The sequence below is a fragment of the Azotobacter chroococcum genome, from assembly GCF_002220155.1.
Classification (GTDB): domain Bacteria; phylum Pseudomonadota; class Gammaproteobacteria; order Pseudomonadales; family Pseudomonadaceae; genus Azotobacter; species Azotobacter chroococcum.
Genome location: NZ_CP011835.1, coordinates 3,145,621 through 3,167,582 on the forward strand (window position 1 = coordinate 3,145,621; position 21,962 = coordinate 3,167,582).

The window sequence follows — 21,962 nt, forward strand, 5'->3', positions numbered from 1 at the left end:
TGTATCTCGTGTGAATCTTGTCTTTTACCGCCCCAGAACCGAAGGAGCCTGGCAAATCCAGGCTCCCGTGGGATCGGCTTATTCGGCCTTGGGCTGCTCGCGCAGGCGAATGTTCAGCTCGCGCAGCGCCTTGGCGTCCACCGTACCGGGGGCCTGGGTCATCACGCAGGCGGCGCTCTGGGTTTTCGGGAAGGCGATGACTTCGCGGATCGAGTGGGCGCCGGTCATCAGCATCACCAGGCGGTCCAGGCCGAAGGCCAGGCCGCCGTGCGGCGGTGCGCCGAACTTCAGCGCATCGAGCAGGAAGCCGAACTTCTCCTGCTGCTCGGCTTCGTCGATGCCGAGGATGCGGAACACCGCCTGCTGCATTTCCTTGCGGTGGATACGGATCGAACCGCCACCCAGCTCGGTGCCGTTGAGCACCATGTCGTAGGCACGGGACAGCGCGGCGGCCGGGTTGGCCTCCAGCTCTTCCGGGCCGCACTTGGGCGCGGTGAACGGGTGGTGCAGCGCGCTCAGCGAACCGTCGTCGTTTTCCTCGAACATCGGGAAATCGACCACCCACATCGGCGCCCATTCGCAGGTCAGCAGGTTGAGGTCGTGGCCGAGCTTGATGCGCAGGGCACCGAGCGCCTCGGAAACGATCTTGGCCTTGTCGGCGCCGAAGAACACGATGTCGCCATCGACCGCACCGACGCGATCGAGGATCACGTTGAGGTTGTCGAGCGGGATGTTCTTGACGATCGGCGACTGCAGGCCCTCGACGCCCTTGGCGCGCTCGTTGACCTTGATGTAGGCCAGCCCCCGGGCGCCGTAGATGCCGACGAACTTGGTGTAGTCGTCGATCTGCTTGCGCGGCATGCTGGCACCGCCCGGAACGCGCAGGGCGGTCACGCGGCACTTGGGATCGTTGGCCGGCCCGGCGAACACCTTGAATTCCACGTCCTTCAGCTGGTCCTCGACATCGACCAGCTCAAGCGGGATGCGCAGGTCCGGCTTGTCCGAACCGTAGCGGCGCATGGCCTCTTCGTAGGGCATGTGCGGGAACTCGCCGAACTCGACGTTCAGCACTTCCTTGAACAGCTGGCGGATCATCTTCTCGGTGAGGCCGATGATGTCCTGCTCGTCGAGGAAGCTGGTCTCGATGTCGATCTGGGTGAATTCCGGCTGGCGGTCGGCACGCAGGTCCTCGTCGCGGAAGCACTTGGCGATCTGGTAGTAGCGGTCGAAGCCGGCGACCATCAAGAGCTGCTTGAACAGCTGCGGCGACTGCGGCAGGGCGAAGAAGCTGCCGGCGTGGGTGCGGCTCGGCACCAGATAGTCGCGCGCGCCCTCCGGAGTGGCGCGGGTGAGGATCGGCGTCTCGACGTCGAGGAAGCCGTTCTCGTCCAGGTAGCGACGGATGCTCGAGGTGATGCTCGAGCGCAGCTTCAGCTTGGCGGCCATTTCCGGGCGGCGCAGGTCGATGAAGCGGTAGCGCAGGCGGGTCTCCTCGCCGACGTCGCTGTATTCGTCCAGCGGGAACGGCGGGGTCTCGGCCTGGTTGAGCACTTCCAGCTCGTAGCCCAGCACCTCGATGGCGCCTGAGGCCATGTTCGGGTTGACCGCCCCGGCCGGGCGCAGGCGCACCTTGCCGGTGATCTTGACCACGTATTCGCTGCGCACCCGGTCGGCCTTGGCGAAGGTTTCCTCGCGATCCGGATCGAACACCACCTGAGCCAGGCCTTCGCGGTCGCGGATGTCGAGGAAGATCACCCCGCCATGGTCGCGGCGACGGTGTACCCAGCCGCAGAGGGTGACTTCCTGGCCTTCCAGGCTTTCGTTCAGTTGGCCGCAATAGTGGCTGCGCATCATGATGGTGCTTCTTCTCTCGATACTTGAATTCGGGTGGAACGGCTTACTCGGCCGCCGCGCAGGCGCCGCCCTTGAGACGGAAACCGGGTACAGAAAGCTGCTTCTTCAGCTCGGGCGCCTGGCAGCTCGGACAATCGACCAGCGGCGCATCGCTGAACTTCTGGATGGTTTCCAGCAGATGGCCACAGGCAGCGCACTGATACTCGTAGATAGGCATCGGACACTCCACGCATGGGGACGACTGCGCCGCGAGCCCTGTCGGCGGCAAAGCACGGGATTATATATGGTTCATCGACCCCGCGCAGCCCGCCTGCCCGCGCCGATTCTGTACGTGCCCTATCCGCCGCCGTACAATGCCCGCCACTTTTTCCGCCCCCGCAACGGACAGAACGGCCCAACATGCGCACCAGTCAGTATCTGCTCTCGACCCTCAAGGAAACCCCCTCCGATGCCGTGGTGATCAGCCACCAGCTGATGCTGCGCGCCGGGATGATCCGCAAGCTGGCCTCCGGTCTCTACACCTGGCTGCCGCTGGGGTTGCGCGCCCTGCGCAAGGCCGAGGCGATCGTCCGCGAGGAGATGAACAAGGCCGGCGCCCTGGAGGTGCTGATGCCGGCCATCCAGCCCGCCGAGCTGTGGCAGGAGTCTGGCCGCTGGGAGCAGTACGGCCCCGAACTGCTGCGCATCCGCGACCGTCACGACCGCGAGTTCTGCGTCGGCCCGACCCACGAGGAAGTGATCACCGACCTGGCGCGCAACGAGCTGAACAGCTACAAGCAGCTGCCAATCAACTTCTACCAGATCCAGACCAAATTCCGCGACGAGATCCGCCCGCGCTTCGGCCTGATGCGCGGCCGCGAATTCCTGATGAAGGACGCCTACTCCTTCCACCTGACCCAGGAATCGCTGCAGGAAACCTACGACCGCATGCACCAGGCCTACTGCAACATCTTCAGCCGATTGGGCCTCGACTTCCGTCCGGTGCAGGCCGATACCGGCTCGATCGGCGGCACCGGCTCCCACGAATTCCACGTGCTGGCCGAGTCCGGCGAGGACGACATCGCCTTCAGCGACAGCTCCGACTACGCCGCCAACATCGAGAAGGCCGAAGCCATCCCGCGCGAGACCGCGCGTGGTGCCGCCAGCGAGGAACTGCGCCTGGTCGACACCCCCGACGCCAGGACCATCGACGAGCTGGTCCAGCAGTTCAAGCTGCCCGTCGAAAAGACCGTCAAGACCCTGGTGGTGCACGGCATAGAGGAAGGCCAGCTGGTCGCCCTGATCGTTCGCGGCGACCACGAGCTGAACGAAATCAAGGCCGCCAACCTGGCGCAGGTCGCCAGCCCGCTGGTGTTCGCCTCGGAAGCCGAGATCCGCGCGGCGATCGGCGCCGGCCCCGGCTCCCTCGGCCCGCTGAACCTGCCGATTCCGGCCATCGTCGACCGCTCGGTGGCGCTCTCGAGCGACTTCGGCGCCGGCGCCAACCTCGACGGCAAGCACTACTTCGGCCTCAACTGGGAGCGCGACCTGCCGCTGCCGGAAATCGCCGACCTGCGCAACGTGGTGGAGGGCGACCCGAGCCCGGATGGCCAGGGCACGCTGGTGATCAAGCGCGGCATCGAGGTCGGCCACATCTTCCAGCTCGGCACCAAGTACAGCGAGGCGCTGAACTGCAAGGTGCTCGGCGAGAACGGCAAGCCGGTGACCCTGATCATGGGCTGCTACGGCATCGGCGTATCCCGCGTGGTCGCCGCCGCCATCGAGCAGAACTACGACGAGCGCGGCATCCTCTGGCCGGAGGCGCTGGCGCCGTTCCAGATCGCCCTGGTGCCGATGAAGTACGAAAGCGCCGTGGTCAAGGAAGCCACCGACCGTCTGTACGCCGAGCTGGTCGCCGCCGGCTACGAGGTGCTGCTCGACGACCGCGACAAGAAGACCAGCCCCGGGGTGAAGTTCGCCGATATGGAGCTGATCGGCATTCCCCACCGCATCGTGGTGAGCGAACGCGGCCTGGCCGAAGGCACCCTGGAGTACAAGAACCGCCGCGAAACCGATGTCCAGGCCATCCCGGCCGCCGACCTCGTGACCTTCCTTAGCAACCGCATTGGCCGCTGATCCCACGTCATGCCCACCCGAAGCTCCCTGCGTCTCGGCGCTGCGCTCTGCGGCGCCCTCCTGCTCGCCGGCTGCGCCAACCAGCTGCCCCAGCGCAGCGAGCAAGAAGAGCGCGTCGAACGCAAACTGCTGAGCCACAGCCTGCAGATCGATCTCGGCGAGCCGCCCATGCTGGAGCTGCCGCAGCGGCGCGTCCGCATCCACGACCAGCGGACCTTCGAGGTCCGCGAGTTCGAGGTGAGCCGCCGCTACGACCGCTACACCCCCTACCAGCCCTGGCGGGAACTCTACGAGATCCCCCTCGGGACGGTGGCGGTGCTGGCCGGGATCGCCGCCAATGTGCTCAACGTGATCGCCCTCGGCAACCTGCCCGACCTTGCCACCAAGGGCTGGATCGACTACGGTTTTGCCGGGCTCAACCCGGCGATGAACATCGAATCCAACGGTCGCTCCCAGCAGAACCTGGCTCGCATCGACGAGCGCCTGAAGGACGAGCGCACGGAACACTCCAGCCTGCCCTGGGCCGAGCGCCCGGTATCGGTCAGGGCCGGGGCACGGACCTATGAACTGCTCACCGACCGTCACGGCATTCTGCACCTGAACCTGCTCGACAGCCCCTTCGGCCTGCAGGACGCCCGTGTCGCCCGGCTGCTGCTGAACGTCGAGGATCCCCAGGACGGCGCCCGCGCCGAGGCCGTCCTGCCGGTCAGCCGCAGCCTGGGCGGCAAGCTGCACGAGGCCCACGATCTGGTCTATGCCGATCTCGAGAGCGACGAGGTCGGGCAATGGGTGCATCGGGTCAAGCGGCTCGCCGAACTCGGCCTCGAGGAGGAAGCCAGCGAGCTGGAGCAGAGCCTGATCGAACTGACCCGCCACGATCCGGAACTGCAGCAGGAGTTTCTCGCCGACCTGCGGAAGAAGGCCGGCCGTCAGGCGGCAGTGCCTTCCGGCGACTGAGGGCGGCCGCATGCAGCTCCCGCGACTCCTTCTGCTTGCCCTGCTCGCCCTGCCGCTGCCGGCTGCCGCCAGCCTGCCGCAAGCGCCGGAACCGGAACTGCGCACCCTGCTGCAGCGCACGGTCGCCGAGGCGGACAGCTTCAGCGACCGCTTCGAGGCGGAGGTCTGGCTGCTGGACATGTCGACCCGCCTGACCCGCTACCTGCCGGATCACGCCGAGCGCCTGAACCTGCTGCGCACGGTGCACCGCGAGGCGAACAAGGCCGGCCTGCGTCCCGATCTGGTGCTGGCGGTGATCCATGCGGAAAGCCGTTTCGACCGTTTCGCCATCTCCCCGGTCGGCGCCCAGGGCATGATGCAGGTGATGCCGTTCTGGAAGGCCGAGCTGGGCCGCCCGCAGGACAATCTCACCGACAACGCCACCAACCTGCGCTACGGCTGCACCATCCTCAGCTACTACCTGAAGAAGGAGAAGGGCGACCTCAGCCGCGCCCTGGCCCGCTACAACGGCAGCCTGGGACAATACCGCTACCCGTCGAAGGTGATCGGGCTGTGGCACGACTTCTGGTACGTCAAGTAGCGACGAGTCCCGCTCAGCGCAGCACGCGAAACGCCACGAACCCCTGCAGGGCCACCTCCTCCAGCTCCACCCCCTCGACCCGGGCCTGCCCGGGGCCCTGCCAGAGCCAGTCGGTCAGCTCGCGCACCGCCGCTTCCTCGCCCTCGATCCAGGCCTCGACCCGCCCGTCGGCGAGGTTCCGCACCCAGCCGGCCAGCGCCAGGCGCTCGGCCTGCAGCGCCGTGCCCTGCCGGTAATACACCCCCTGCACCCTGCCGCGGACCAGGGCGCGCACACCTATGCGCGCCACCTCAGGAGCCCTCCCCGCGCAGTGCCTGCAGGCGTGCTGCCAGGCCGGCGGCAGTCTGCTCGCCGAGCAGCCGCTCGCGCAGACGCCCCCGGGTGTCGACGATATAGGTGACCGGCAACACCTCGCCCGGCGGCAGTTGCAGACGCTCGGCCGGATCCACTGCCAGCACGCCGAAGCGAATGCCCAGCGCCTCGCTGGCACGCGCCAGCTCGGCTCCCTGCAGGCCATCGAAGTTCACCCCGACGACGCGCACGCCGCGCCCCTGCTGCTGCTCGGCCAGGACGTTCAGCTGGGCGATCTCGCTGCGGCAGGGCGAACACCATTCCGCCCAGTAGTTGATCACCAGCCACTGCCCCTCCAGCTGTTCCGCAGTGACCGGACGCCCATGCTGGTCGACGCCCCAGTCTTCGCTGCAACCGGCCAGCACCAGCCCGGCGACCAGCGCCAGGACGATTCCCACCCGCCTTCCCATAAGGCTCCCTCCACGATGATCCATGACCTGGCAGACTTCCTGCCGAACCAAGCATCGCCGGCAAGCTGGCCTGCCTACAAATATAACCGCCCCGGTTCAGCCGAGGCGGCCGCTCAGGGCTCCGGCGGAGGCGGCTGCAGCCAGTGCGCCAGGCTCTCGCCGAACAGCGCCGCGCGCTCCCGCTGGAGCCGCTCCAGAGCACTGCGCAAGGCTGGGAACCAGGGCTCGTCGAGGCGCTCGGGAAGCTGATCGAGGCGCGGCAGCGGCCAGGGCGAGCGACTCAGCAGAAACTCCAGGCTATAGCGGCTCAGGTCCCGGCAGAGCACCCAGCCGCCATCGCTGGTGCGATAGACCAGTTGTTCGTGCTCGAGAAAATCGAGAATCTCGCCCCAGAGCGCATCGGGCAGCGCCCAGCCGGCGCGCTGCATGTCGGGCTGGCGAACGGCCTGACCGGACTGCTGGCGCTCGTGGAACACCCGCAGCACGCCGAGCAACACCAGCAAGCGTGGCAGCGGATTGCTCCGCCAGCGCCGCAGGGCCGACAGGTTGCAGACCAGTTCGGCGCCCAGCAGCACGATCATCCAGCTCAGGTACATCCACAGGAGGAACAGCGGCACGGTGGCGAAGGCCCCGTAGATCAGCTGATAGGTGGGGAACAGGCTGACATAGAGGCCGAACAGCGCCTTCGCCGCTTCGAACAGCACGGCGGCGAACAGCCCGCCCAGCAGCGCATGGCGCAGTGGCACCGCGGTGTTCGGCACTGCCGCATAGAGCAGGGTGAAGGCCGCCGTGCTGAACACCAGGGGCGTGAACTTCAGCAGCATCCTCGCCCCCGCCAGGGCATAGGGATCGGAGATCAGCGCCAGGGAGGTGATGTAGGTGCTCAGGGCGAAGCCCGTCCCCAGCAGCAACGGGCCCAGGCTGAGGATCGCCCAGTGCAGCAGGAAGCTCGACAGGCCGCGGCGCGGCTGGCGTACCCGCCAGATGGTGTTGAAGGTCTGCTCGATGGTCATCAGCATGAGCAGCGCGGTGACCATCAGCAGCCCGACCCCGAACCAGGTCAGATGCCGCGCCTGCTCGATGAAGGTCTTGAGGTAATCCTGCAGCACCGCACCGCTGGAAGGCACGAAGTTGCGGAAGATGAAGCCCTGGATCTGCTCGCCCATGCCCTGGAACTCCGGAACGACCGAGAGCACGACGAAGACCAAGGTCATCATCGGCACCACCGCGAACAGGGTGGTATAGGTCAGTGCCGCGGCGCTCTTCGGGCCATGATCGGCCAGAAAGCGCTCGAACAGATAACGCCAGAAATCCAGGCTGTCGATGAAGCGTTGACGCATGCCCTTTCCTTACCGTGAGCGATGACGGACACGGGGTTCATCCCTGCGCCGGGGTAGTTAGAATAGCGGCCCCACCCCGCTGGATGCGATCCGCCCATGACCGATCTGACGCTCTACCACAACCCGCGCTGCTCCAAGTCCCGTGGCGCGCTGGAACTGCTCGAGGCCCGCGGCCTGCAACCGAAGGTGGTGCGCTACCTGGAGACCCCGCCCAGCGCCGCGGAACTCGAGGCGCTGCTCGCCAAGCTCGGCATCCCGGCCCGCCAGCTGCTGCGCAGCGGCGAGGAGGAATACAAGGCGCTGAACCTGGACGACCCCGCGCTGGGCGAAGAGCAACTGATCGCAGCCATGGTCGCCCATCCCCGGCTGATCGAGCGGCCGATCCTGGTGGCCGGCGATCGCGCGGTGATCGGCCGTCCGCCGGAGAAAGTCCTGGAGTTGCTGCCATGAGCACGCCCTACATCCTGGTGCTGTATTACAGCCGTCATGGCGCCACCGCCGAGATGGCCCGGCAGATCGCCCGCGGCGTCGAACTCGGCGGCCTCGAGGCGCGCCTGCGCACGGTGCCGGCAGTGTCCAGCGAATGCGAAGCCGTGGCGCCGGCCATCCCCGCCGAAGGCGCCCTCTATGCCAGTCTGGACGATCTGCGCCACTGCGCCGGACTGGCACTCGGCAGTCCGACCCGCTTCGGCAACATGGCCGCCCCGCTGAAATACTTCCTCGACGGCACCAGCAGCCTGTGGCTGACCGGCGAGCTGGTCGGCAAGCCGGCCGCGGTGTTCACCTCCACCGCCAGCCTGCACGGCGGCCAGGAAACCACCCTGCTGTCGATGCTGCTACCCCTGCTGCACCACGGCATGCTGGTCTGCGGCCTGCCCTACAGCGAGGCGGCGCTGCTCGAGACCCGGGGCGGCGGCACGCCCTACGGGGCCAGCCACCACGCCGGCGGCGACGGCAAACGCGCCCTCGACGAGCATGAAACCGCCCTGTGCCGCGCCCTCGGCCGGCGCCTGGCGGAGACGGCCCGACGCCTGGAGAGCGCGCATGCCTAGAAAGGCGAAACCGCTGCCCAGCCTGGAATGGCTGGCCCCGCGCCTGAAGGCCAGCCGCGCCCTCACCCTCGCCAGCTTCCTCGCCCTGGCCGGCCTGCTGGCAGTATGGAACCTGACCTTCGCCGACCTGCATGGCGCCCGCCCCTGGGTGGTCGTCGGCATCCAGCTGTTGCCCCTGGCGCTGCTCGCCCCGGGCCTGCTGCTCGGCGGGGCGCGCGCCCATGCCTGGACCTGCTTCGTGGTGAACCTGTACTTCATCCAGGGCGTGACCGCCGCGATCGACCCGGGTCGCCAGCTGTTCGGCTGGCTGGAGGCGCTGCTCAGCCTGACCCTGTTCTGCGCCGCCCTGCTCTACACCCGCTGGCGTTTTCAGTACGACCGCAAGCTGGCCGGGGAGTAGGGCGGGAGAAACCCGCCGACTTCGGTGTGTTGCGCCCAATGTCCGGCGGGTTGCAACCCGCCCTACCAGCCGAGGGTTTCCTTGAGGAAGGGAATGGTCAACCGGCGCTGGGCCTGCAGCGAGGCCTGATCCAGCGTGTCGAGCAGCTCGAACAGCGCCGCCATGCTGCGTGAGCCGCGGGTGAGGATGAAGCGCCCGACTTCGTCGGTCAGGTGCAGGCCGCGACGCGAGGCACGCAGCTGCAGGGCGCGCAGCTTGTCCTCGTCGGACAGCCCGTGGAGCTGGAAGACCAGCGCCAGGGTCAAGCGCGACTTCAGGTCCGGCAGCTTGATCGGCAGTTCGCGCGGCGACACCGCGGCGGACAGCAGCAAGCGACGACCACAGTCGCGCAGGCGGTTGAACAGGTGGAACAGCGCCTCCTCCCAGTCGTCCCGCCCGGCGATCGCCTCCAGATCGTCCAGGCAGACCAGCTCGCTCTGCTCGAGGTTGTCCAGCAGCGCCGGGCCGTAGTCCGCCACCTCGGCCAGCGGCAGGTAGATCGCCAGCTCGCGGCGCTGCTCGAAGCGGATGCAGGCAGCCTGCAGCAGATGACTGCGCCCGACACCCTCGGCGCCCCACAGGTAGATCAGGCTTTCGGTCCAGCCGGCGTCGGGCTCGCAAAGGCGCTCGGCATAGCCAAGCGCCGCCGCGTTGGCGCCGGGATAGTAGTTGGCGAAGGTGGCGTCGTCGCGCAGACGCACCCCGAGGGGCAACTGGATCGGTTTCATGTCGGCCCGGACGGCTCCGCGGAGCCGCCGCTGGAGTCTCCGTGGCTGGACTCTCCGTAAAGTTCGGAAAGTTTATATAAATCGTGGACATGACGCAGCAAGACCATGATCACCGCGGCCACCGGCAGGGCCAGCAGCACGCCGGTGAAGCCGAACAGCTGGCCGCCGGCGAGGACGGCGAAGATCACCGCCACCGGATGCAGGCCGATCCGGTCGCCGACCAGCAGCGGCGTCAGCAGCATGCCCTCGAGCAGTTGGCCGACGGTGAACACCGCCACCACGCCGATCAGGGGATAGGGATCGCCGCCGAACTGGAACAGTGCGGCGATGAGGGCGGCGCCGATGCCGACCACGAAGCCCATGTAGGGCACGATGCTCGCCAGCCCGGCGAGCAGGCCGATCAGCAGGCCCAGATCGAGGCCGATCAGCATCAGTCCCAGCGCATAGACCACGCCGAGCGCCAGCATCACCAGCAACTGCCCACGCAGGAAGGCGCCGAGCACCTCATGGCACTCGCCGATCAACCCCACCACCAGGCCCTCGCGCCGACGCGGCAGCAGGGCGCGCAGCTTGGCCACCAGGATGTCCCAGTCACGCAGCAGGTAGAAGCTCACCACCGGCACCAGCAGCAGATTGCCCAGCCAGGCGAGCAGGGCCAGACCGGAGGCGGTAGCCTGGCTGAGCAGCTGGCTGACGATATCGGTGGTCTTGCCCAGTTGCCCGGCGAACATTGCCTTGAGCTGGTCCAGATGCCAGAACCCCTGGGCCAGCCCCAGCTTCACCTGGACCCACGGCAGGGCCTCCTGCTGCAGCCAGTCGAGCACCAGCGGCGCCAACTGGTAGAGGTAGACCAGCTGCCGACCCAGCATCGGCAGCAGGAACAGCAGGACCAGCAGCAGCAGCAGGCCGAACAGGGCGAACACCGCCACCACCCCCCAGGTCCTCGACAGCCCGCGCTCTTCCAGGCGATCGACCAGGGGATCGCCCAGGTAGGCCAGCAGGATGCCGACCAGGAAGGGCGAAAGAATCGGCATCAGCAGATAGATCAGCCAGCCGGCGAAGAACAACCCGGCCAGCCAGAGCCAGCGGTTCGAATCAGTCATGTGGAATCCTTGTGCCTGCGATACTTGTCGGTCCAGTCCCGCACATAGTCGATGGCGCTGGCCAGGCTGCCCAGCACCACCAGCGCGATCAGCGGCAGGCGCAACGCGGCGAAGGCCGGCAGCAGGCTCGCCTGCAGCAGCACCACGCTCACCAGAACGGTCTGCAGGAGGGTGGACAGCTTGCCCAGCCGGCTCGGACTGATCTCCAGGAAGCCGACCCGCCAGCGGTAGCAGATGGCGCCGGCGACGATCAGTACATCCCGCGCCAGCACCAGCAGCGTCAGCCACCAGGGAATCAGCCCGACCAGACTCAGGCAGAGGCAGCTGACGATCAGCAGCAGCTTGTCCGCCAGCGGATCGAGCAGGGCGCCCAGCCGGCTGGTCCAGGCGAAGCGCCGGGCGAGAAAACCGTCCAGCGCATCGCTGAGGCCGGCCAGGACGAACAGCAGCAGGGCCGCGCCGTAAGCCTCGGCGAGAATCAGCCAGGCGACCGGCGGCACCAGCAGAAAGCGCAGCAGGGTCAGCAGATTGGGCAAGTGATGCATGGACGGCTCAGGCCACTGGCCCGCCCCTTCAGCGCCTCAACGGCCGCTCACCAGCGGAAGCTCAAGGTCGTTTCGCGCGGCTGCACCATCGGCGCCTGGCCGGACGCCGTCCCCGCAGCCCCCTCCTCGCGCAGGCCGATCAGCGCCAGCTGGGAACGCACCTGGGCGACCGTGGACTCGAGCTGATAGACCAGCCGGTCGCCCTCGACCCGGCGCAGGCGGGCGCCGAAGGGCTCGAGAGTGCGCTCCAGCTCGGCGTAGCGGGCCAGGTTGGCGCCGCCGACCTGCAGGGTCAGGCGCTCGGTCGCCTCCTGCTTGCCCATGAAGCGCTCGGCCAGCCTTTCGCTCGCCGCCAGCATCACGGCATCGGCCAGGGCCGTACTGTCCGCCGCTTCGGCGGTACCCTGCGACTGTCCGCCATCGGCGGACAGATGCCACTGGGCCAGCCACTTGTCACCTTCCTGCCGGGCACGCACGCTGAGCATGGCATTGGCTCCGTAACGTCCGGACACCCCCTCCAGCCCCGCGCCGCTGGCCAGATTCTCCGGCGTGGCGACCAGCTGCTCGTCGAGGTCGGCCATCGGCAGACGCAGCGGCAAGCCGCGGTATTGGGCGGCATCGCGCAGCGGCTGCGCGCTGTCCTGGCCATCGCCAACCAGCTGGGCGGTGCCGCCGGCCTCGTTCAGCCACCAGACCAGCAGGCTGGGACGGTTGGCCCCCCACAGCGGCAGGCCGGCCTGGCGCAGCTGGCTCTGGGTGGAGGCCGGATCGAAATCGACCACCAGTGCCTGCCCTTCGTAGCCATATTTGAGGATCAGCTGCTGCGGGTCCTGGCGCACCGCGGCCAAAGCCGGATTCTGCACTATCTCGGGATCGCCGGTCAGCCGCACCAGCAGGGTGTCGAGGGCCCGCTGCAGGGCCTGGTCGCGCGCCGCCGGCTGCTGGCTGGCGACCGGCTCGCGGACCTGATAGAGGCCGCTAAGCTGCTCGGCGAGAGCAGGCAGACTGAGCAGCGACAGGCAAAGCAGGAGCAGACGGGCGATCGGGCGCATGACGGAAATCTCGACGTGGCGGCACCGAGGCCGCGAATGGGGGTATACCTTAAACAGCCGCCGATTCTCCGGCAACCGCGAGAACCGCCCGCAGGCCGCATGCCAGGGCGCGCGGGGCTGCCGGCCGGGCCGCTCGGTGGTCGCTGCCGGACAAGCCTGATAGAATCGCCTGTCCTGCAGACCGGTCCTCAGCCCCGGTCGAATCCCGAATTTCCCTGAAGGCCTGATTCATGAGCAAGCAACCCTCCCTGAGCTACAAGGACGCCGGTGTCGACATCGACGCAGGTGAAGCACTGGTCGAACGCATCAAGGGCGTGGCCAGGCGCACCGCGCGCCCTGAGGTGATGGGCGGCCTGGGCGGCTTCGGCGCCCTGTGCGAAATCCCGGCCGGCTACAAGCAGCCGGTGCTGGTTTCCGGAACCGACGGCGTCGGCACCAAGCTGCGCCTGGCGATGAACCTCGGCAAGCACGACAGCATCGGCATCGACCTGGTGGCCATGTGCGTCAACGACCTGGTGGTGTGCGGCGCCGAGCCGCTGTTCTTCCTCGACTACTACGCCACCGGCAAGCTCAACGTCGACGTTGCCGCCCGCGTGGTCACCGGCATCGGCGAAGGCTGCGAGATGGCCGGCTGCGCCCTGGTCGGCGGCGAAACCGCCGAGATGCCCGGCATGTACGAGGGCGAGGACTACGACCTGGCCGGCTTCTGCGTCGGCGTGGTGGAGAAGAGCGAGATCATCGACGGCTCCAAGGTCGCCGCCGGCGATGCGCTGATCGCCCTGCCCTCGTCGGGCCCGCACTCCAACGGCTATTCGCTGATCCGCAAGATCCTCGAGGTGAGCGGCACCGAAGTGGCCAGCGCCAGCCTGGACGGCAAGCCGCTGGCCGACCTGCTGATGGCGCCGACGCGCATCTACGTCAAGCCGCTGCTCAAGCTCATCAAGGAAACCGGCGCGGTCAAGGCCATGGCCCACATCACCGGCGGCGGCCTTACCGAGAACATCCCGCGCGTGCTGCCGCAGGGCACCCAGGCGGTGATCGACGTGGCCAGCTGGACCCGCCCGGCAGTGTTCGACTGGCTGCAGGAGAAAGGCAATGTCGACGAGCGCGAGATGCACCGCGTGCTCAACTGCGGCGTCGGCATGGTCGTCTGCGTCGGCCCGGACAAGGTCGAGCAGGCCCTCGCCGTGCTGCGCGAGGCGGGCGAGCAGCCCTGGCTGATCGGCAGCATCGCCGCCGGCGAAGGCGCCGAGCGCGTCCTGCTGAACAACCTGAAGGCGCACTGATGGCCGGCTCCTGCAATGCGGTGGTGCTGATCTCCGGCTCCGGCAGCAACCTGCAGGCGCTGATCGACAGCCAGGGCGAAGGCAATCCACTGCGGATCCGCGCGGTACTCTCCAACCGCGCCGATGCCTACGGCCTGACCCGGGCGAAGAACGCCGGCATCGCCACCCAGGTGCTCGATCACCGGGCCTACGAAGGCCGCGAGGCCTTCGATGCCGCGCTGATGGAGGCGATCGACGTCTTCCGGCCCGACCTGGTGATCCTCGCCGGCTTCATGCGCATTCTCACCCCCGCCTTCGTCCGCCACTACGAAGGCCGCCTGCTGAACATCCACCCCTCCCTGCTGCCCCGCCACAAGGGCCTGCACACCCATCGCCGCGCCCTGGAAGCCCAGGACAGCGAGCATGGCTGCAGCGTGCACTTCGTCACCGAGGAACTCGACGGCGGCCCCCTGGTCATCCAGGCGGTGGTTCCGGTGCAGCCGGGCGACAGCGAGGAAACGCTGGCCCTGCGCGTGTATCTGCAGGAACATCGGATCTACCCGCAGGCCGTGCGCTGGTTCGCCGAGGGACGCCTGCGGCTGACGCCGCAAGGCGCCGTGCTGGATGGAGAAACACTGCCGGCCACCGGCCATCTCATTCGAACCTAGGATAGGAGACGTTATGCGTGGTGCCCTGTTGTTCGTCCTTGCCTTGCTCGCAGCACCCACCTATGCCTTCGAGCTGAAACCCTTCTTCGCCAGCTACACCGCCGACTGGAAGCAGATGCCGATCAGCGGCTCCGCCGAACGCTCGCTGAAGAAGCTGGACGGCACGCGCTGGGAATACAAGTTCGAGGCCAGCATGCTGGTCGCCAGCATGAAAGAGAAAAGCACCTTCACCGTCGAGGGCGGCCAGCTCTTGCCGCTCGCCTACCGCTACGCGCGCAGCGGCATGGGCAAGGAGAAGGAAGTCGATCATGACTTCGACTGGAAGACCAAGCAGGTCCAGGGCCATGATCGCGACAAGTCGGTAAGTCTGCCGATCAACCGCGGCGTGCTGGACAAGGCCGTCTACCAGCTGGCGCTGCAGAAGGACGTCGCCGAAGGCAAGCAGAGCATGAGTTACCAGGTGCTCGACGGCGACGAGGTCGAGACCTACGACTTCCGCGTGCTGGGCAGCGAGAACGTGCGCACCCGCGCTGGGCTGATCGAGGCGATCAAGGTCGAGCGCGTGCGCGATCCCACCCAGAGCAGCCGCAAGACGGTGTTCTGGCTCGCCAAGGACTGGGACTATCTGCTGGTGCGCCTGCACCAGGTGGAAAAGGACGGCAAGGAATACCAGATCATGCTCAAGGAAGGCACGGTCGACGGCCGCCCCGTGCAGGGCCGGCTCGACTGACCTCGGCGCCTTGCAGCAAAGCCGGCCTCGCGCCGGCTTTGTCGTCTTTCAGACCTACCACATCAGATCGTCGGGGATCTTGTAGGCGGCGTATGGATCGTCCGCGTCGGGAGCCTCGGTCGGGGTGTTGAGCAGCACCACCCGGCGCGGATCGCGCTCCTGGATCTTCAGCGCCGCCTCGCGCGGCAACACTTCGTAGCCGCCGCCGTGGCGGACGATGCCCAGCGAGCCGCGACTGAGCTTGTCGCGCATCATGGCATTCACCGGCAGGCGCTTGACCTTCTTGTCGTCGACGAAGTTGTAGTAGTCGTCGGTGTTCAGCTTGGGCAGGCGGGAAACCTCGATCAGCTGCTTGACCTGCGCGGCCCGCGCCTTCTGCTCGGCCTTCTCCTGCTGCTGGCGGTTCAGTTCCTGATCGCGGGCGAGCTTCTCGGCCTGGGCCTGGAGCGCCGCCTGGCGCTGAGAGTCGTCCTTCTCGACCTGGCCCTTGCGCTCCAGGCGCTCCTGCTTCTGTTTCTGCTTGCCGGCCTGCTTGGCCTGCTTCTCGTTGACCAGTCCGGCTTTCAGCAGCTGGTCGCGCAATGACATGCTCATGGTAAGAGATCTTCCAACAGCCCGGCGATGCGGGCGTTCGTTTTCAGGGGCGAACTTCGGCGATCCGGGCAGGCCGGGGAAAGGCTGGACTGGCACCTTCCGCAACCTGCCGGCTGGGGTCAATCCTCCGGCCTGAAGGTCCGGAGCGCAAGTCCGGGATGGCCGGCGGCACCCGTGGCTCACCGGCTGAAGCCCCGCCAGGCTCAGGCGCAGCCGGATTCGTCGCGTTCGGCACGCTTGGCTGCTGCCCACAGGGCTTCCAGTTCGTCCAGGCTGCAGCCCTCGGGGCTGCGACCGTCGGCGCGCAGGGCCTGCTCGATGAAGCGGAAACGCCATTCGAACCTGCCGTTGGCACCGCGCAAGGCGGCCTCCGGATCGACCGCGAGATGCCGCGCCAGGTTGGTCGCGGCGAACAGCACATCGCCGAGCTCGTCGGCGATGGCCTGCGGATCGTTGCCGCTCATCGCCTCCAGCAGCTCGTCCAGCTCCTCGCGCAGCTTGTCCACCACCACCAGCGCCTCCGGCCAGTCGAAACCGACCCGCGCGGCGCGCTTCTGCAGCTTGACCGAGCGGGACAGCGCCGGCAGGGCCTGCGGCACGTCGTCGAGCAGGGATAGCTGCTCGGGTGCGGCAGCCTTCTCCGCCCGCTCCTCGGCCTTGATCTCTTCCCAGCGCTGGCGGATGGCCGCTTCGGCCAGCTTCGGCTGGTCCGGCGCGCCATACAGGTCGCCGTCGGGAAACACGTGGGGATGGCGGCGGATCAGCTTGCGGGTGATGCCGTCGACCACCGCGGCGAAGTCGAAACGCCCCTCCTCCCGCGCCAGCTGGCTGTAGTAGACCACCTGGAACAGCAGGTCGCCGAGCTCGCCCGGCAGGTGCTCGAAGTCGCCGCGCTCAATGGCGTCGGCGACCTCGTAGGCCTCCTCGATGGTATGCGGGACGATGCTCGCGTAGGACTGCTGCAGGTCCCACGGACAGCCGTGCCGCGGATCGCGCAGGCGGGCCATGAGGTGCAGCAGGTCGTCGAGTCGATACATGGGGTCTTCCTGTTCGGTCCGGGTGCGGGAGCCGCGAGCATAGCGCGATCCCGCCGCGGCTGCCGCCAGGGACTCAGAACAGCTCGCCACGCCAGAGACCGGCGCCCAGGAAGACCGCCCAGAGCAGCCCGCCCCCGGCCGGCAGCCAGAGCGCCAGGCGCGGCGCCAAGGGCAGCAGCAGCACCAGGGCGAAGCCCGTCAGGGACACCAGACCGAACCAGCCGACCGGCCCCATCGCCGCGCCCCAGGCCAGGACACAGGCCAGCAAGGCCAGCCCCAGCGCCAGCCAGCCGGCGGCACCTGCTGCCAGATCTGGCGATAGTGGCGCTCGAGCCCCAGGCAGAGCCCGAGCATGCCCGTGTAGGCGAGCAGCATGCCCGCAGTGAATCCGGTCAGCATCGCACGGCTCTAGCAGCCTGTCGGACTTGAGCGCCGCAGGCAGATAGAGCATCGGCCTTGCCAGAAATCAGGCAGTTTTGACCGACTTTCCCGGATTTAGGTCTGTTTTTTGCCTAATTCCCGATCTGTAGGCGCAATACGGCCATGCGCTTCAGGTTCCACGCCAGGCACACCAGAGCCCATTCACCGCTGACCTTGTCCAGACCGCGCAGCGAGAATTGCCGGAAGCCCAGCACCGCTTTGATGATGCCGAACACCGGTTCCACCGTTTGCTTGCGCAACGCATACAGCGCGCGGCCCGCTTGTGTTTGCAGCTTGTGCGTCATGCGCTGCGCCGGGCTCGCGTCGGCGGCCAGGGCCGGCGGTTCGGTGAAGCGGGCGCAAGGCGACGGGTGATGCTCCTCCCGCTTGACCGCCATCAGCGGCTCGATGCCACTCGCGGTGCAGGCGCTGGCATTGGCGGCACTGTAGTAGCCGCTGTCGGTCAGCAAGTGCTCGGGATTACCCAGGGCTTTGGGCAATTCGGCCAGTTGCGCCAGCATCGGCACGACTTGTTCCTTGTCGTTGCAGGCCTGGGTGACGGCCGACGCCACCACCCGCATGCTGGTCGTATCCACCGCCGCTTGGGCGTTGTAGGCCTGTTCGAAGCCGCCGCCCGACACGGGCATGATGCACGAGTCCGCATCGGTCAGATTGACCTGGTCTTTGGCCGTTGGCCCCGCGACCGGCGGCTTGGGCGGTTTGCCGCCCGGTTTTTTGCCGCGGGCTGCAGCCTTGGCCTCCCGCTGCGCCAGCTTGGCTTGATACTCGGTGTGTTCCCTGGCGAAGCGTACCTTGGCACGGGCTTCGATCTTGGCTTTCGCCTCGGCCATGGCCGCCAGGCGGGCTTCACGGCGGGCGATTTCCTCCGGCAGGCTCATGCCGCCCGGCATCGCCGACTGATCCGCCTGCTCGGCCAGATCGAGCAGCGAGCGCACTTCGGCCTTGAGCTGGCTTTCGAGCTGTTCGATATGTCCATGGGACAGCGCGCTGTGCCGCGAGGCGTTGGCGTGGATCTTGGTGCCGTCCAGGCTGATCGTACCCAAGCTGAGCAGGTGCATTTCCTGCGCCATCTGCAGCACCTGCACAAACAGACCGGCCAGTTTGTCAAGAAAGCGGCGGCGGAAGCTGGCCAGCGTATCGTGATCTGGGTAGGCGCCGGCGGCGATGAAGCGAAAGGCCACCGAGTCGTGGGTGGCGCGCTCGATCTTGCGGCTGGAAAACACGCCGGTGGCGTAGCCATAGATCAGCAGCGCCAACAGCATCGACGGGTGGTAGGCGGCGCTGCCGCGTCCGGCATAGGCCTTGGCCATGACACTGACATCAAGCCCCTCCACCACCTCCACGATGAAGCGTGCCAGATGATTCTCCGGCAGCCAGTCCTCGATGGAAGGCGGTAGCAAGTAGCTGGTGTGACGATCAACTGGGCGGAAACGGCTCATGCTGGGGCTCGCGGAAGGTCGGCAGCCATGATCGCAGAAAACCATGGGAAAGCCCGACAGGCTGCTAGTGCAGTTTCAACCAACATCCTGTTCAAGTGGCGGGAGCTGTTCACAACCGTAATAGGTGCAGACTCGCTCCATCACCTCAGCGCTGGTCAGCGGGCGTTCGGGTTCATGGATCGCCCGCTTGCCATGCACCCAGCGGGGCTCGATCCGGTTCAGCCAGGGGCTCTTGCTCGGCAGGCGGCAGGTTACGATCCGTACGCCACCCTCGGCCCTGGCCCGGCGGTTGTGCGCCCCGATCCAGGCCCGCACCCGGTGGCTGATATGCCAGCTGGCGTTGTCCCAGATCATCAGCAGCGCCTTCTTCCCCTCGCTCGCCAGGCGCTCGCAGACCCACTCCAGGAAGTCCTCGGTCACCTGGCTGACCGGGCGGCCCTTGACGAAACGCAGCAGCATCTGCCCCGTGTCGGCGCGCAGCAGGCCATAGCAGCTCAGCGCCTTGGGTCCGGCATCCTGCGGATCCACCGACAACTGCTGCAGGCGCAGGGCCTGACCCGCGCTCCAGGCCTTCAGGGATGGGCGCGCAAAACGACTCCACCAGACCTCGTCCTGAAAACCCAGCACCCAGTCCGGGTGCGTTGTGGCCAGTTCGATCAGCCAGTCGCGTCGCTTTTTTTGCGCGCATAGTGGGGATCCGGGCTGGTAATCCAGGTCTTGGCCCGTTTCCAGCCCACGCCCAGGCGTATCAGCGTCTGGCGGATCGACTCATAGCTCAGTTGCCGTTCGGTCAGCCCCTGCTCGAAGGCCACCTCGGCGGCCAGGCTCAAGGTCCACAAGCGGGTGGGCTTGCCGAAATCGCGGGGGCTGCGGTGCAGCAAAGAGCGCAAGCGCTCGGCCTGCGTGCCCGCAAGCAAGGGACGGACACGTTTGGGCCGATGCGACTTCTCCGTCAGGCAAGACACCCCCTCGGCGGCAAAGGCCCGCAGGGTGTTGCGTACGGTTTGCGTGGCGCAGCCGAACAGAGCGGCAATTTCCGTGGCGGTCTTGCCGTCAGCGCTGGCCAGCAGGATCTGGCAGCGCCGCAGCGTGAAGGCTTCCCGGGCACGCAAGCCAACCTGCAGGGCCTGCCGTTCCTCGGTAGTCAAAGGGCGAACGAATAGAGGTGCTTTCATGGGGCATAGCATCGCCTGATGCCATAATTTCCACAACTTCATCTATGAAACTGCACTAGGCAGGGGACGGGACAGTCCATCGGCGGCATCCGCCCGGCCGACCCGCCAGGCCACCCAGCCCAGAAGGGCGCCACACAGGAAGACGCACAGCTCCAGGAACAGACGGGTCTTATCGAGGGACGGCGCGCTGAAGCCCCCGAGCAGCGGCAGGCCCACGCACAGCAGGGCCGCCGCCCATAGCTGCTCGCGCCAGGCCGCCATCGGCGGACGCCTCCAGGCATGGACGAACGCCAGGGCCCAGACGGCGAAGAACAGGCGCGCCTCCCAGCCGGCGCGGCCGGGCAGATCCGCCGGCAGCAGGCGAGCGGCCCAGAGCATCGCGACGCAGCCCAGCATGAGGCCGGCCACTGTGCCGACGTTCAGGGTCTCGACCAGGCGCAGGAAGCCCTGTCCGGCATTCGCTTCGGCCACCTTGAGACGCTGGCGGATGACGAACAGCACCAGGCCGCTGGCGATCATCGCGCAGCTGACCGCGCTGCAGAGGAAATACAGCCAGCGCATCGGATAGCCGCCGAACTGCGCAAAATGCAGCCCGGCCATGACCCGCTGGGTCAGCGCACTGGGACGCGTCTCCGCCGGCGCCTGCAGGAGCTTGCCGGAAACCCCGTCGAAGACCGCCGCATCGCCCTTGGTCAGGGCGATGCGGCTGCCCAGCAGGGGACTCGCCTCGACCCGGGCGTTCGCCCGTCCCGGATGCCTGACCCGCAGGGACGCCACCATGCCCGGCCCGAACAGAGCCTCCGCCGGGGCGATGAACGACTCCAGCGGCAGCAGTCCGGCAGGTGACGCCTCGCGAGCCGAGTCCTCGTCCCGCGAGCGCCGGCCGCCTCTGTCCATACCACCCCCATCCATGCCACCGGCAACGGCCCGGGCGCCGGGCGACGCCTCGCGCAGCATGGCCATGCGGTCGCCGCCGTAGAGGGCATCCAGCCAGGCGCGCCGGCTGCCGGCCGGACGGAAGGCGAAGAAGTCGCGGAACAGGTGGCGGTGAATGACGATGCCACTGACCAGCGCCACCAGCATGGCCATCGCCGCCAGCCCGACCAGCCAGATGCCGAGGGTTCGGGGCAGGTGGAGGCTGTAGTGGAAGCGAAAGAAGAAATTGCCGCCCACGCTGTCGCGCACCGGCACCCCGGCCCCGGTTTGCGGATCGAGCACCAGGCGCTCGGCATGGCGATCCTCGCCGGTCGACACCTTGAGCACCGGCGAACGCTCGGTCGGCAGGCCGATGCTCCAGACCGCGGCCTCGCCGTGTTCGCGCGCCAGCCAGTGCTGGGCGAAACGCGCGGCCTTCGGCTGGTCGACGCCCGTGTCGCGCAGCTCCGGCTGCATCCACCAGCTGATCTCCTTGTCGAACACCGTCAGGGTGCCGGTGAGGAAAATGGCGAACAGCAGCCAGCCGAGCAGCAGCCCCGCCCAGCCATGCAGCCAGCTCATGGACTGCCGGAAGGTCCTGTTGCCGGACATCAGGAAACACCTCCGAACCAGACCGGCCAGAAGCCCACGGCGGCCAGGGGCAGCGACAGGGCGATGCCCAGCCAGACGCGCCGCACGGAGGCAGCCGCGAATGCCCAGAGCACGAAGCCCGTATAGAGGGCGAATGACAGCATTGCCGTCGATCAGGATCAGGGTGTTCTCCGGGCCCATGCCGCGGATGTCGATCTGCCGGTTGTTGCCGTACTGGCCGCTGGCGCTGTTGCCGGTGAGGTTGACGCCGGGCATCTTGCGGATGATGTCGGACAGGTCGTTGACCGGCGGACGCTTCTTGATGTCGTCGGCGGTGATGATGGAAACGCCGGGGGCCTGTTTCAGCTCCCGCTCGGCGGTAACCAGCACGTCGTCCAGGGCGAGGACGCTGCCTTCGCCTTCCTGGTAGGCGCCGCCGTCCCGGGCGCCCTCCTCGGCAGCCTCCTCCGCTTCCAGGGAGGGGGAAGAAACCGCCAGCAATGCCAGGGGCAGATGTGCGAGCCTGAAACGCGAGTACATGCCTTACCTCACTTCTATGCATGGGCGAGCCGGCCATCTGC

At 67.5% G+C, this 21,962-nt stretch carries 23 protein-coding genes and 2 pseudogenes; 9 read left to right on the plus strand and 16 right to left on the minus strand.

Annotation, left to right across the window (positions count from 1 at the left end; all coding sequences use genetic code 11):
• Window positions 1-78: 78 nt before the first annotated feature.
• Together aspS and ACG10_RS14565 are read right to left on the minus strand one after the other, a co-directional pair.
• Window positions 79-1,854: an aspartate--tRNA ligase gene (aspS, locus tag ACG10_RS14560; RefSeq protein WP_089168749.1), complete on the minus strand. Its 1,776-nt coding sequence runs from the start codon at window positions 1,852-1,854 to the stop codon at window positions 79-81.
• Window positions 1,855-1,918: 64 nt separating this feature from the next.
• Window positions 1,919-2,071: pseudogene (locus tag ACG10_RS14565) on the minus strand (FmdB family zinc ribbon protein); the annotation flags it as partial.
• A 182-nt stretch (window positions 2,072-2,253) separates the two neighbouring features.
• Between ACG10_RS14565 and ACG10_RS14570 the strand changes: the two are divergent.
• Genes ACG10_RS14570 through ACG10_RS14580 form a run of 3 tightly spaced genes read left to right on the plus strand, consistent with a single transcriptional unit; the run spans window position 2,254 to window position 5,506 of the window.
• The gene (locus tag ACG10_RS14570; protein WP_089168751.1) at window positions 2,254-3,969 is read left to right on the plus strand and encodes a proline--tRNA ligase; all 1,716 of its coding nucleotides are present in this window, start codon (window positions 2,254-2,256) and stop codon (window positions 3,967-3,969) included.
• A 9-nt stretch (window positions 3,970-3,978) separates the two neighbouring features.
• On the plus strand, window positions 3,979-4,926 hold the full coding sequence (locus tag ACG10_RS14575; RefSeq protein WP_089168752.1) for a hypothetical protein: 948 nt from the start codon (window positions 3,979-3,981) through the stop codon (window positions 4,924-4,926).
• A 10-nt stretch (window positions 4,927-4,936) separates the two neighbouring features.
• On the plus strand, window positions 4,937-5,506 hold the full coding sequence (locus ACG10_RS14580; protein ID WP_089168753.1) for a lytic transglycosylase domain-containing protein: 570 nt from the start codon (window positions 4,937-4,939) through the stop codon (window positions 5,504-5,506).
• 13 nt (window positions 5,507-5,519) lie between these two features.
• On the opposite strand, the gene ACG10_RS14585 is transcribed toward ACG10_RS14580, so the two are convergent.
• From ACG10_RS14585 to ACG10_RS14595, 3 genes are all read right to left on the minus strand, one after another.
• Window positions 5,520-5,795, minus strand: a complete 276-nt coding sequence (locus ACG10_RS14585) for an acylphosphatase (RefSeq protein ID WP_089168754.1) — start codon at window positions 5,793-5,795, stop codon at window positions 5,520-5,522.
• Between the two features lies 1 nt (window position 5,796).
• A complete protein-coding gene (locus ACG10_RS14590; protein ID WP_089168755.1) occupies window positions 5,797-6,267 on the minus strand; it encodes a TlpA disulfide reductase family protein in 471 nt (156 codons plus the stop codon).
• Between the two features lie 113 nt (window positions 6,268-6,380).
• Complete coding sequence (locus ACG10_RS14595) at window positions 6,381-7,607, minus strand: YihY family inner membrane protein (RefSeq protein WP_089168756.1); 1,227 nt, start codon at window positions 7,605-7,607, stop codon at window positions 6,381-6,383.
• 96 nt (window positions 7,608-7,703) lie between these two features.
• Between ACG10_RS14595 and arsC the strand changes: the two genes are divergently transcribed.
• The 3 genes from arsC to ACG10_RS14610 are packed head-to-tail and all read left to right on the plus strand — an operon-like array spanning window position 7,704 to window position 9,059.
• Window positions 7,704-8,057: an arsenate reductase (glutaredoxin) gene (arsC, locus tag ACG10_RS14600; protein WP_089168757.1), complete on the plus strand. Its 354-nt coding sequence runs from the start codon at window positions 7,704-7,706 to the stop codon at window positions 8,055-8,057.
• The gene (wrbA, locus tag ACG10_RS14605; protein WP_089168758.1) at window positions 8,054-8,659 is read left to right on the plus strand and encodes an NAD(P)H:quinone oxidoreductase; all 606 of its coding nucleotides are present in this window, start codon (window positions 8,054-8,056) and stop codon (window positions 8,657-8,659) included. Before arsC ends, wrbA begins: the two co-directional genes overlap by 4 nt.
• A complete protein-coding gene (locus tag ACG10_RS14610) occupies window positions 8,652-9,059 on the plus strand; it encodes a DUF2069 domain-containing protein (protein ID WP_089168759.1) in 408 nt (135 codons plus the stop codon). Before wrbA ends, ACG10_RS14610 begins: the two co-directional genes overlap by 8 nt.
• Before the next feature lie 62 nt (window positions 9,060-9,121).
• Here ACG10_RS14610 and hda read toward each other — a convergent pair whose 3' ends face one another.
• Genes hda through ACG10_RS14630 form a run of 4 tightly spaced genes read right to left on the minus strand, consistent with a single transcriptional unit; the run spans window position 9,122 to window position 12,526 of the window.
• Window positions 9,122-9,826, minus strand: a complete 705-nt coding sequence (hda, locus tag ACG10_RS14615) for a DnaA regulatory inactivator Hda (RefSeq protein ID WP_089168760.1) — start codon at window positions 9,824-9,826, stop codon at window positions 9,122-9,124.
• On the minus strand, window positions 9,823-10,929 hold the full coding sequence (locus ACG10_RS14620) for an AI-2E family transporter (protein WP_089168761.1): 1,107 nt from the start codon (window positions 10,927-10,929) through the stop codon (window positions 9,823-9,825). Before ACG10_RS14620 ends, hda begins: the two co-directional genes overlap by 4 nt.
• Window positions 10,926-11,474 carry a CDP-alcohol phosphatidyltransferase family protein gene (locus tag ACG10_RS14625; protein WP_089168762.1) on the minus strand — a complete coding sequence of 183 codons (549 nt, stop codon included), beginning with the start codon at window positions 11,472-11,474 and terminating at the stop codon, window positions 10,926-10,928. Before ACG10_RS14625 ends, ACG10_RS14620 begins: the two co-directional genes overlap by 4 nt.
• A 47-nt stretch (window positions 11,475-11,521) precedes the next feature.
• On the minus strand, window positions 11,522-12,526 hold the full coding sequence (locus ACG10_RS14630; protein WP_089168763.1) for a DUF2066 domain-containing protein: 1,005 nt from the start codon (window positions 12,524-12,526) through the stop codon (window positions 11,522-11,524).
• A 230-nt stretch (window positions 12,527-12,756) separates the two neighbouring features.
• On the opposite strand from ACG10_RS14630, the gene purM reads away from it, so the two are divergent.
• The 3 genes from purM to ACG10_RS14645 are packed head-to-tail and all read left to right on the plus strand — an operon-like array spanning window position 12,757 to window position 15,189.
• Window positions 12,757-13,812 carry a phosphoribosylformylglycinamidine cyclo-ligase gene (purM, locus tag ACG10_RS14635; RefSeq protein ID WP_089168764.1) on the plus strand — a complete coding sequence of 352 codons (1,056 nt, stop codon included), beginning with the start codon at window positions 12,757-12,759 and terminating at the stop codon, window positions 13,810-13,812.
• Window positions 13,812-14,459, plus strand: a complete 648-nt coding sequence (purN, locus tag ACG10_RS14640; RefSeq protein ID WP_089168765.1) for a phosphoribosylglycinamide formyltransferase — start codon at window positions 13,812-13,814, stop codon at window positions 14,457-14,459. Before purM ends, purN begins: the two co-directional genes overlap by 1 nt.
• Before the next feature lie 13 nt (window positions 14,460-14,472).
• Window positions 14,473-15,189, plus strand: coding sequence for a DUF3108 domain-containing protein (locus tag ACG10_RS14645; protein ID WP_089168766.1), 717 nt, complete (start codon window positions 14,473-14,475; stop codon window positions 15,187-15,189).
• A 54-nt stretch (window positions 15,190-15,243) separates the two neighbouring features.
• Here ACG10_RS14645 and ACG10_RS14650 read toward each other — a convergent pair whose 3' ends face one another.
• The 7 genes and pseudogenes from ACG10_RS14650 to ACG10_RS14680 all read right to left on the minus strand — a co-directional run bounded on the left by ACG10_RS14650 (window position 15,244) and on the right by ACG10_RS14680 (window position 21,921).
• Window positions 15,244-15,783, minus strand: a complete 540-nt coding sequence (locus ACG10_RS14650) for a DUF2058 domain-containing protein (RefSeq protein ID WP_089168767.1) — start codon at window positions 15,781-15,783, stop codon at window positions 15,244-15,246.
• A gap of 203 nt (window positions 15,784-15,986) precedes the next feature.
• Window positions 15,987-16,820, minus strand: coding sequence for a nucleoside triphosphate pyrophosphohydrolase (gene mazG / locus ACG10_RS14655; protein ID WP_089168768.1), 834 nt, complete (start codon window positions 16,818-16,820; stop codon window positions 15,987-15,989).
• Window positions 16,821-16,893: 73 nt separating this feature from the next.
• Window positions 16,894-17,219 (minus strand): annotated as a pseudogene (locus ACG10_RS24830) (DUF3325 family protein).
• 113 nt (window positions 17,220-17,332) lie between these two features.
• Window positions 17,333-18,700 carry an IS1182 family transposase gene (locus ACG10_RS14665; protein ID WP_089168770.1) on the minus strand — a complete coding sequence of 456 codons (1,368 nt, stop codon included), beginning with the start codon at window positions 18,698-18,700 and terminating at the stop codon, window positions 17,333-17,335.
• Window positions 18,701-18,775: 75 nt separating this feature from the next.
• Complete coding sequence (locus tag ACG10_RS14670) at window positions 18,776-19,327, minus strand: transposase (RefSeq protein ID WP_089168265.1); 552 nt, start codon at window positions 19,325-19,327, stop codon at window positions 18,776-18,778.
• A 29-nt stretch (window positions 19,328-19,356) separates the two neighbouring features.
• Entirely contained in the window at window positions 19,357-19,875 is a 519-nt protein-coding gene (locus ACG10_RS14675; RefSeq protein WP_089168266.1) for a helix-turn-helix domain-containing protein, read from the minus strand.
• 42 nt (window positions 19,876-19,917) lie between these two features.
• Window positions 19,918-21,921: a PepSY-associated TM helix domain-containing protein gene (locus ACG10_RS14680; protein ID WP_089168771.1), complete on the minus strand. Its 2,004-nt coding sequence runs from the start codon at window positions 21,919-21,921 to the stop codon at window positions 19,918-19,920.
• Window positions 21,922-21,962 lie beyond the last annotated feature (41 nt).

Excerpts from the sequence above, each read along its gene's own strand:
- aspS (WP_089168749.1), bottom strand. The coding sequence starts at position 1,854 with ATGATGCGCAGCCACTATTGCGGCCAACTGAACGAAAGCCTGGAAGGC.
- ACG10_RS14570 (WP_089168751.1), top strand. The coding sequence starts at position 2,254 with ATGCGCACCAGTCAGTATCTGCTCTCGACCCTCAAGGAAACCCCCTCC.
- ACG10_RS14575 (WP_089168752.1), top strand. The coding sequence starts at position 3,979 with ATGCCCACCCGAAGCTCCCTGCGTCTCGGCGCTGCGCTCTGCGGCGCC.
- ACG10_RS14580 (WP_089168753.1), top strand. The coding sequence starts at position 4,937 with ATGCAGCTCCCGCGACTCCTTCTGCTTGCCCTGCTCGCCCTGCCGCTG.
- ACG10_RS14590 (WP_089168755.1), bottom strand. The coding sequence starts at position 6,267 with ATGGGAAGGCGGGTGGGAATCGTCCTGGCGCTGGTCGCCGGGCTGGTG.
- ACG10_RS14595 (WP_089168756.1), bottom strand. The coding sequence starts at position 7,607 with ATGCGTCAACGCTTCATCGACAGCCTGGATTTCTGGCGTTATCTGTTC.
- arsC (WP_089168757.1), top strand. The coding sequence starts at position 7,704 with ATGACCGATCTGACGCTCTACCACAACCCGCGCTGCTCCAAGTCCCGT.
- wrbA (WP_089168758.1), top strand. The coding sequence starts at position 8,054 with ATGAGCACGCCCTACATCCTGGTGCTGTATTACAGCCGTCATGGCGCC.
- ACG10_RS14610 (WP_089168759.1), top strand. The coding sequence starts at position 8,652 with ATGCCTAGAAAGGCGAAACCGCTGCCCAGCCTGGAATGGCTGGCCCCG.
- hda (WP_089168760.1), bottom strand. The coding sequence starts at position 9,826 with ATGAAACCGATCCAGTTGCCCCTCGGGGTGCGTCTGCGCGACGACGCC.
- ACG10_RS14620 (WP_089168761.1), bottom strand. The coding sequence starts at position 10,929 with ATGACTGATTCGAACCGCTGGCTCTGGCTGGCCGGGTTGTTCTTCGCC.
- ACG10_RS14625 (WP_089168762.1), bottom strand. The coding sequence starts at position 11,474 with ATGCATCACTTGCCCAATCTGCTGACCCTGCTGCGCTTTCTGCTGGTG.
- ACG10_RS14630 (WP_089168763.1), bottom strand. The coding sequence starts at position 12,526 with ATGCGCCCGATCGCCCGTCTGCTCCTGCTTTGCCTGTCGCTGCTCAGT.
- purM (WP_089168764.1), top strand. The coding sequence starts at position 12,757 with ATGAGCAAGCAACCCTCCCTGAGCTACAAGGACGCCGGTGTCGACATC.
- purN (WP_089168765.1), top strand. The coding sequence starts at position 13,812 with ATGGCCGGCTCCTGCAATGCGGTGGTGCTGATCTCCGGCTCCGGCAGC.
- ACG10_RS14645 (WP_089168766.1), top strand. The coding sequence starts at position 14,473 with ATGCGTGGTGCCCTGTTGTTCGTCCTTGCCTTGCTCGCAGCACCCACC.
- ACG10_RS14650 (WP_089168767.1), bottom strand. The coding sequence starts at position 15,783 with ATGAGCATGTCATTGCGCGACCAGCTGCTGAAAGCCGGACTGGTCAAC.
- mazG (WP_089168768.1), bottom strand. The coding sequence starts at position 16,820 with ATGTATCGACTCGACGACCTGCTGCACCTCATGGCCCGCCTGCGCGAT.
- ACG10_RS14665 (WP_089168770.1), bottom strand. The coding sequence starts at position 18,700 with ATGAGCCGTTTCCGCCCAGTTGATCGTCACACCAGCTACTTGCTACCG.
- ACG10_RS14675 (WP_089168266.1), bottom strand. The coding sequence starts at position 19,875 with ATGAAAGCACCTCTATTCGTTCGCCCTTTGACTACCGAGGAACGGCAG.
- ACG10_RS14680 (WP_089168771.1), bottom strand. The coding sequence starts at position 21,921 with ATGTACTCGCGTTTCAGGCTCGCACATCTGCCCCTGGCATTGCTGGCG.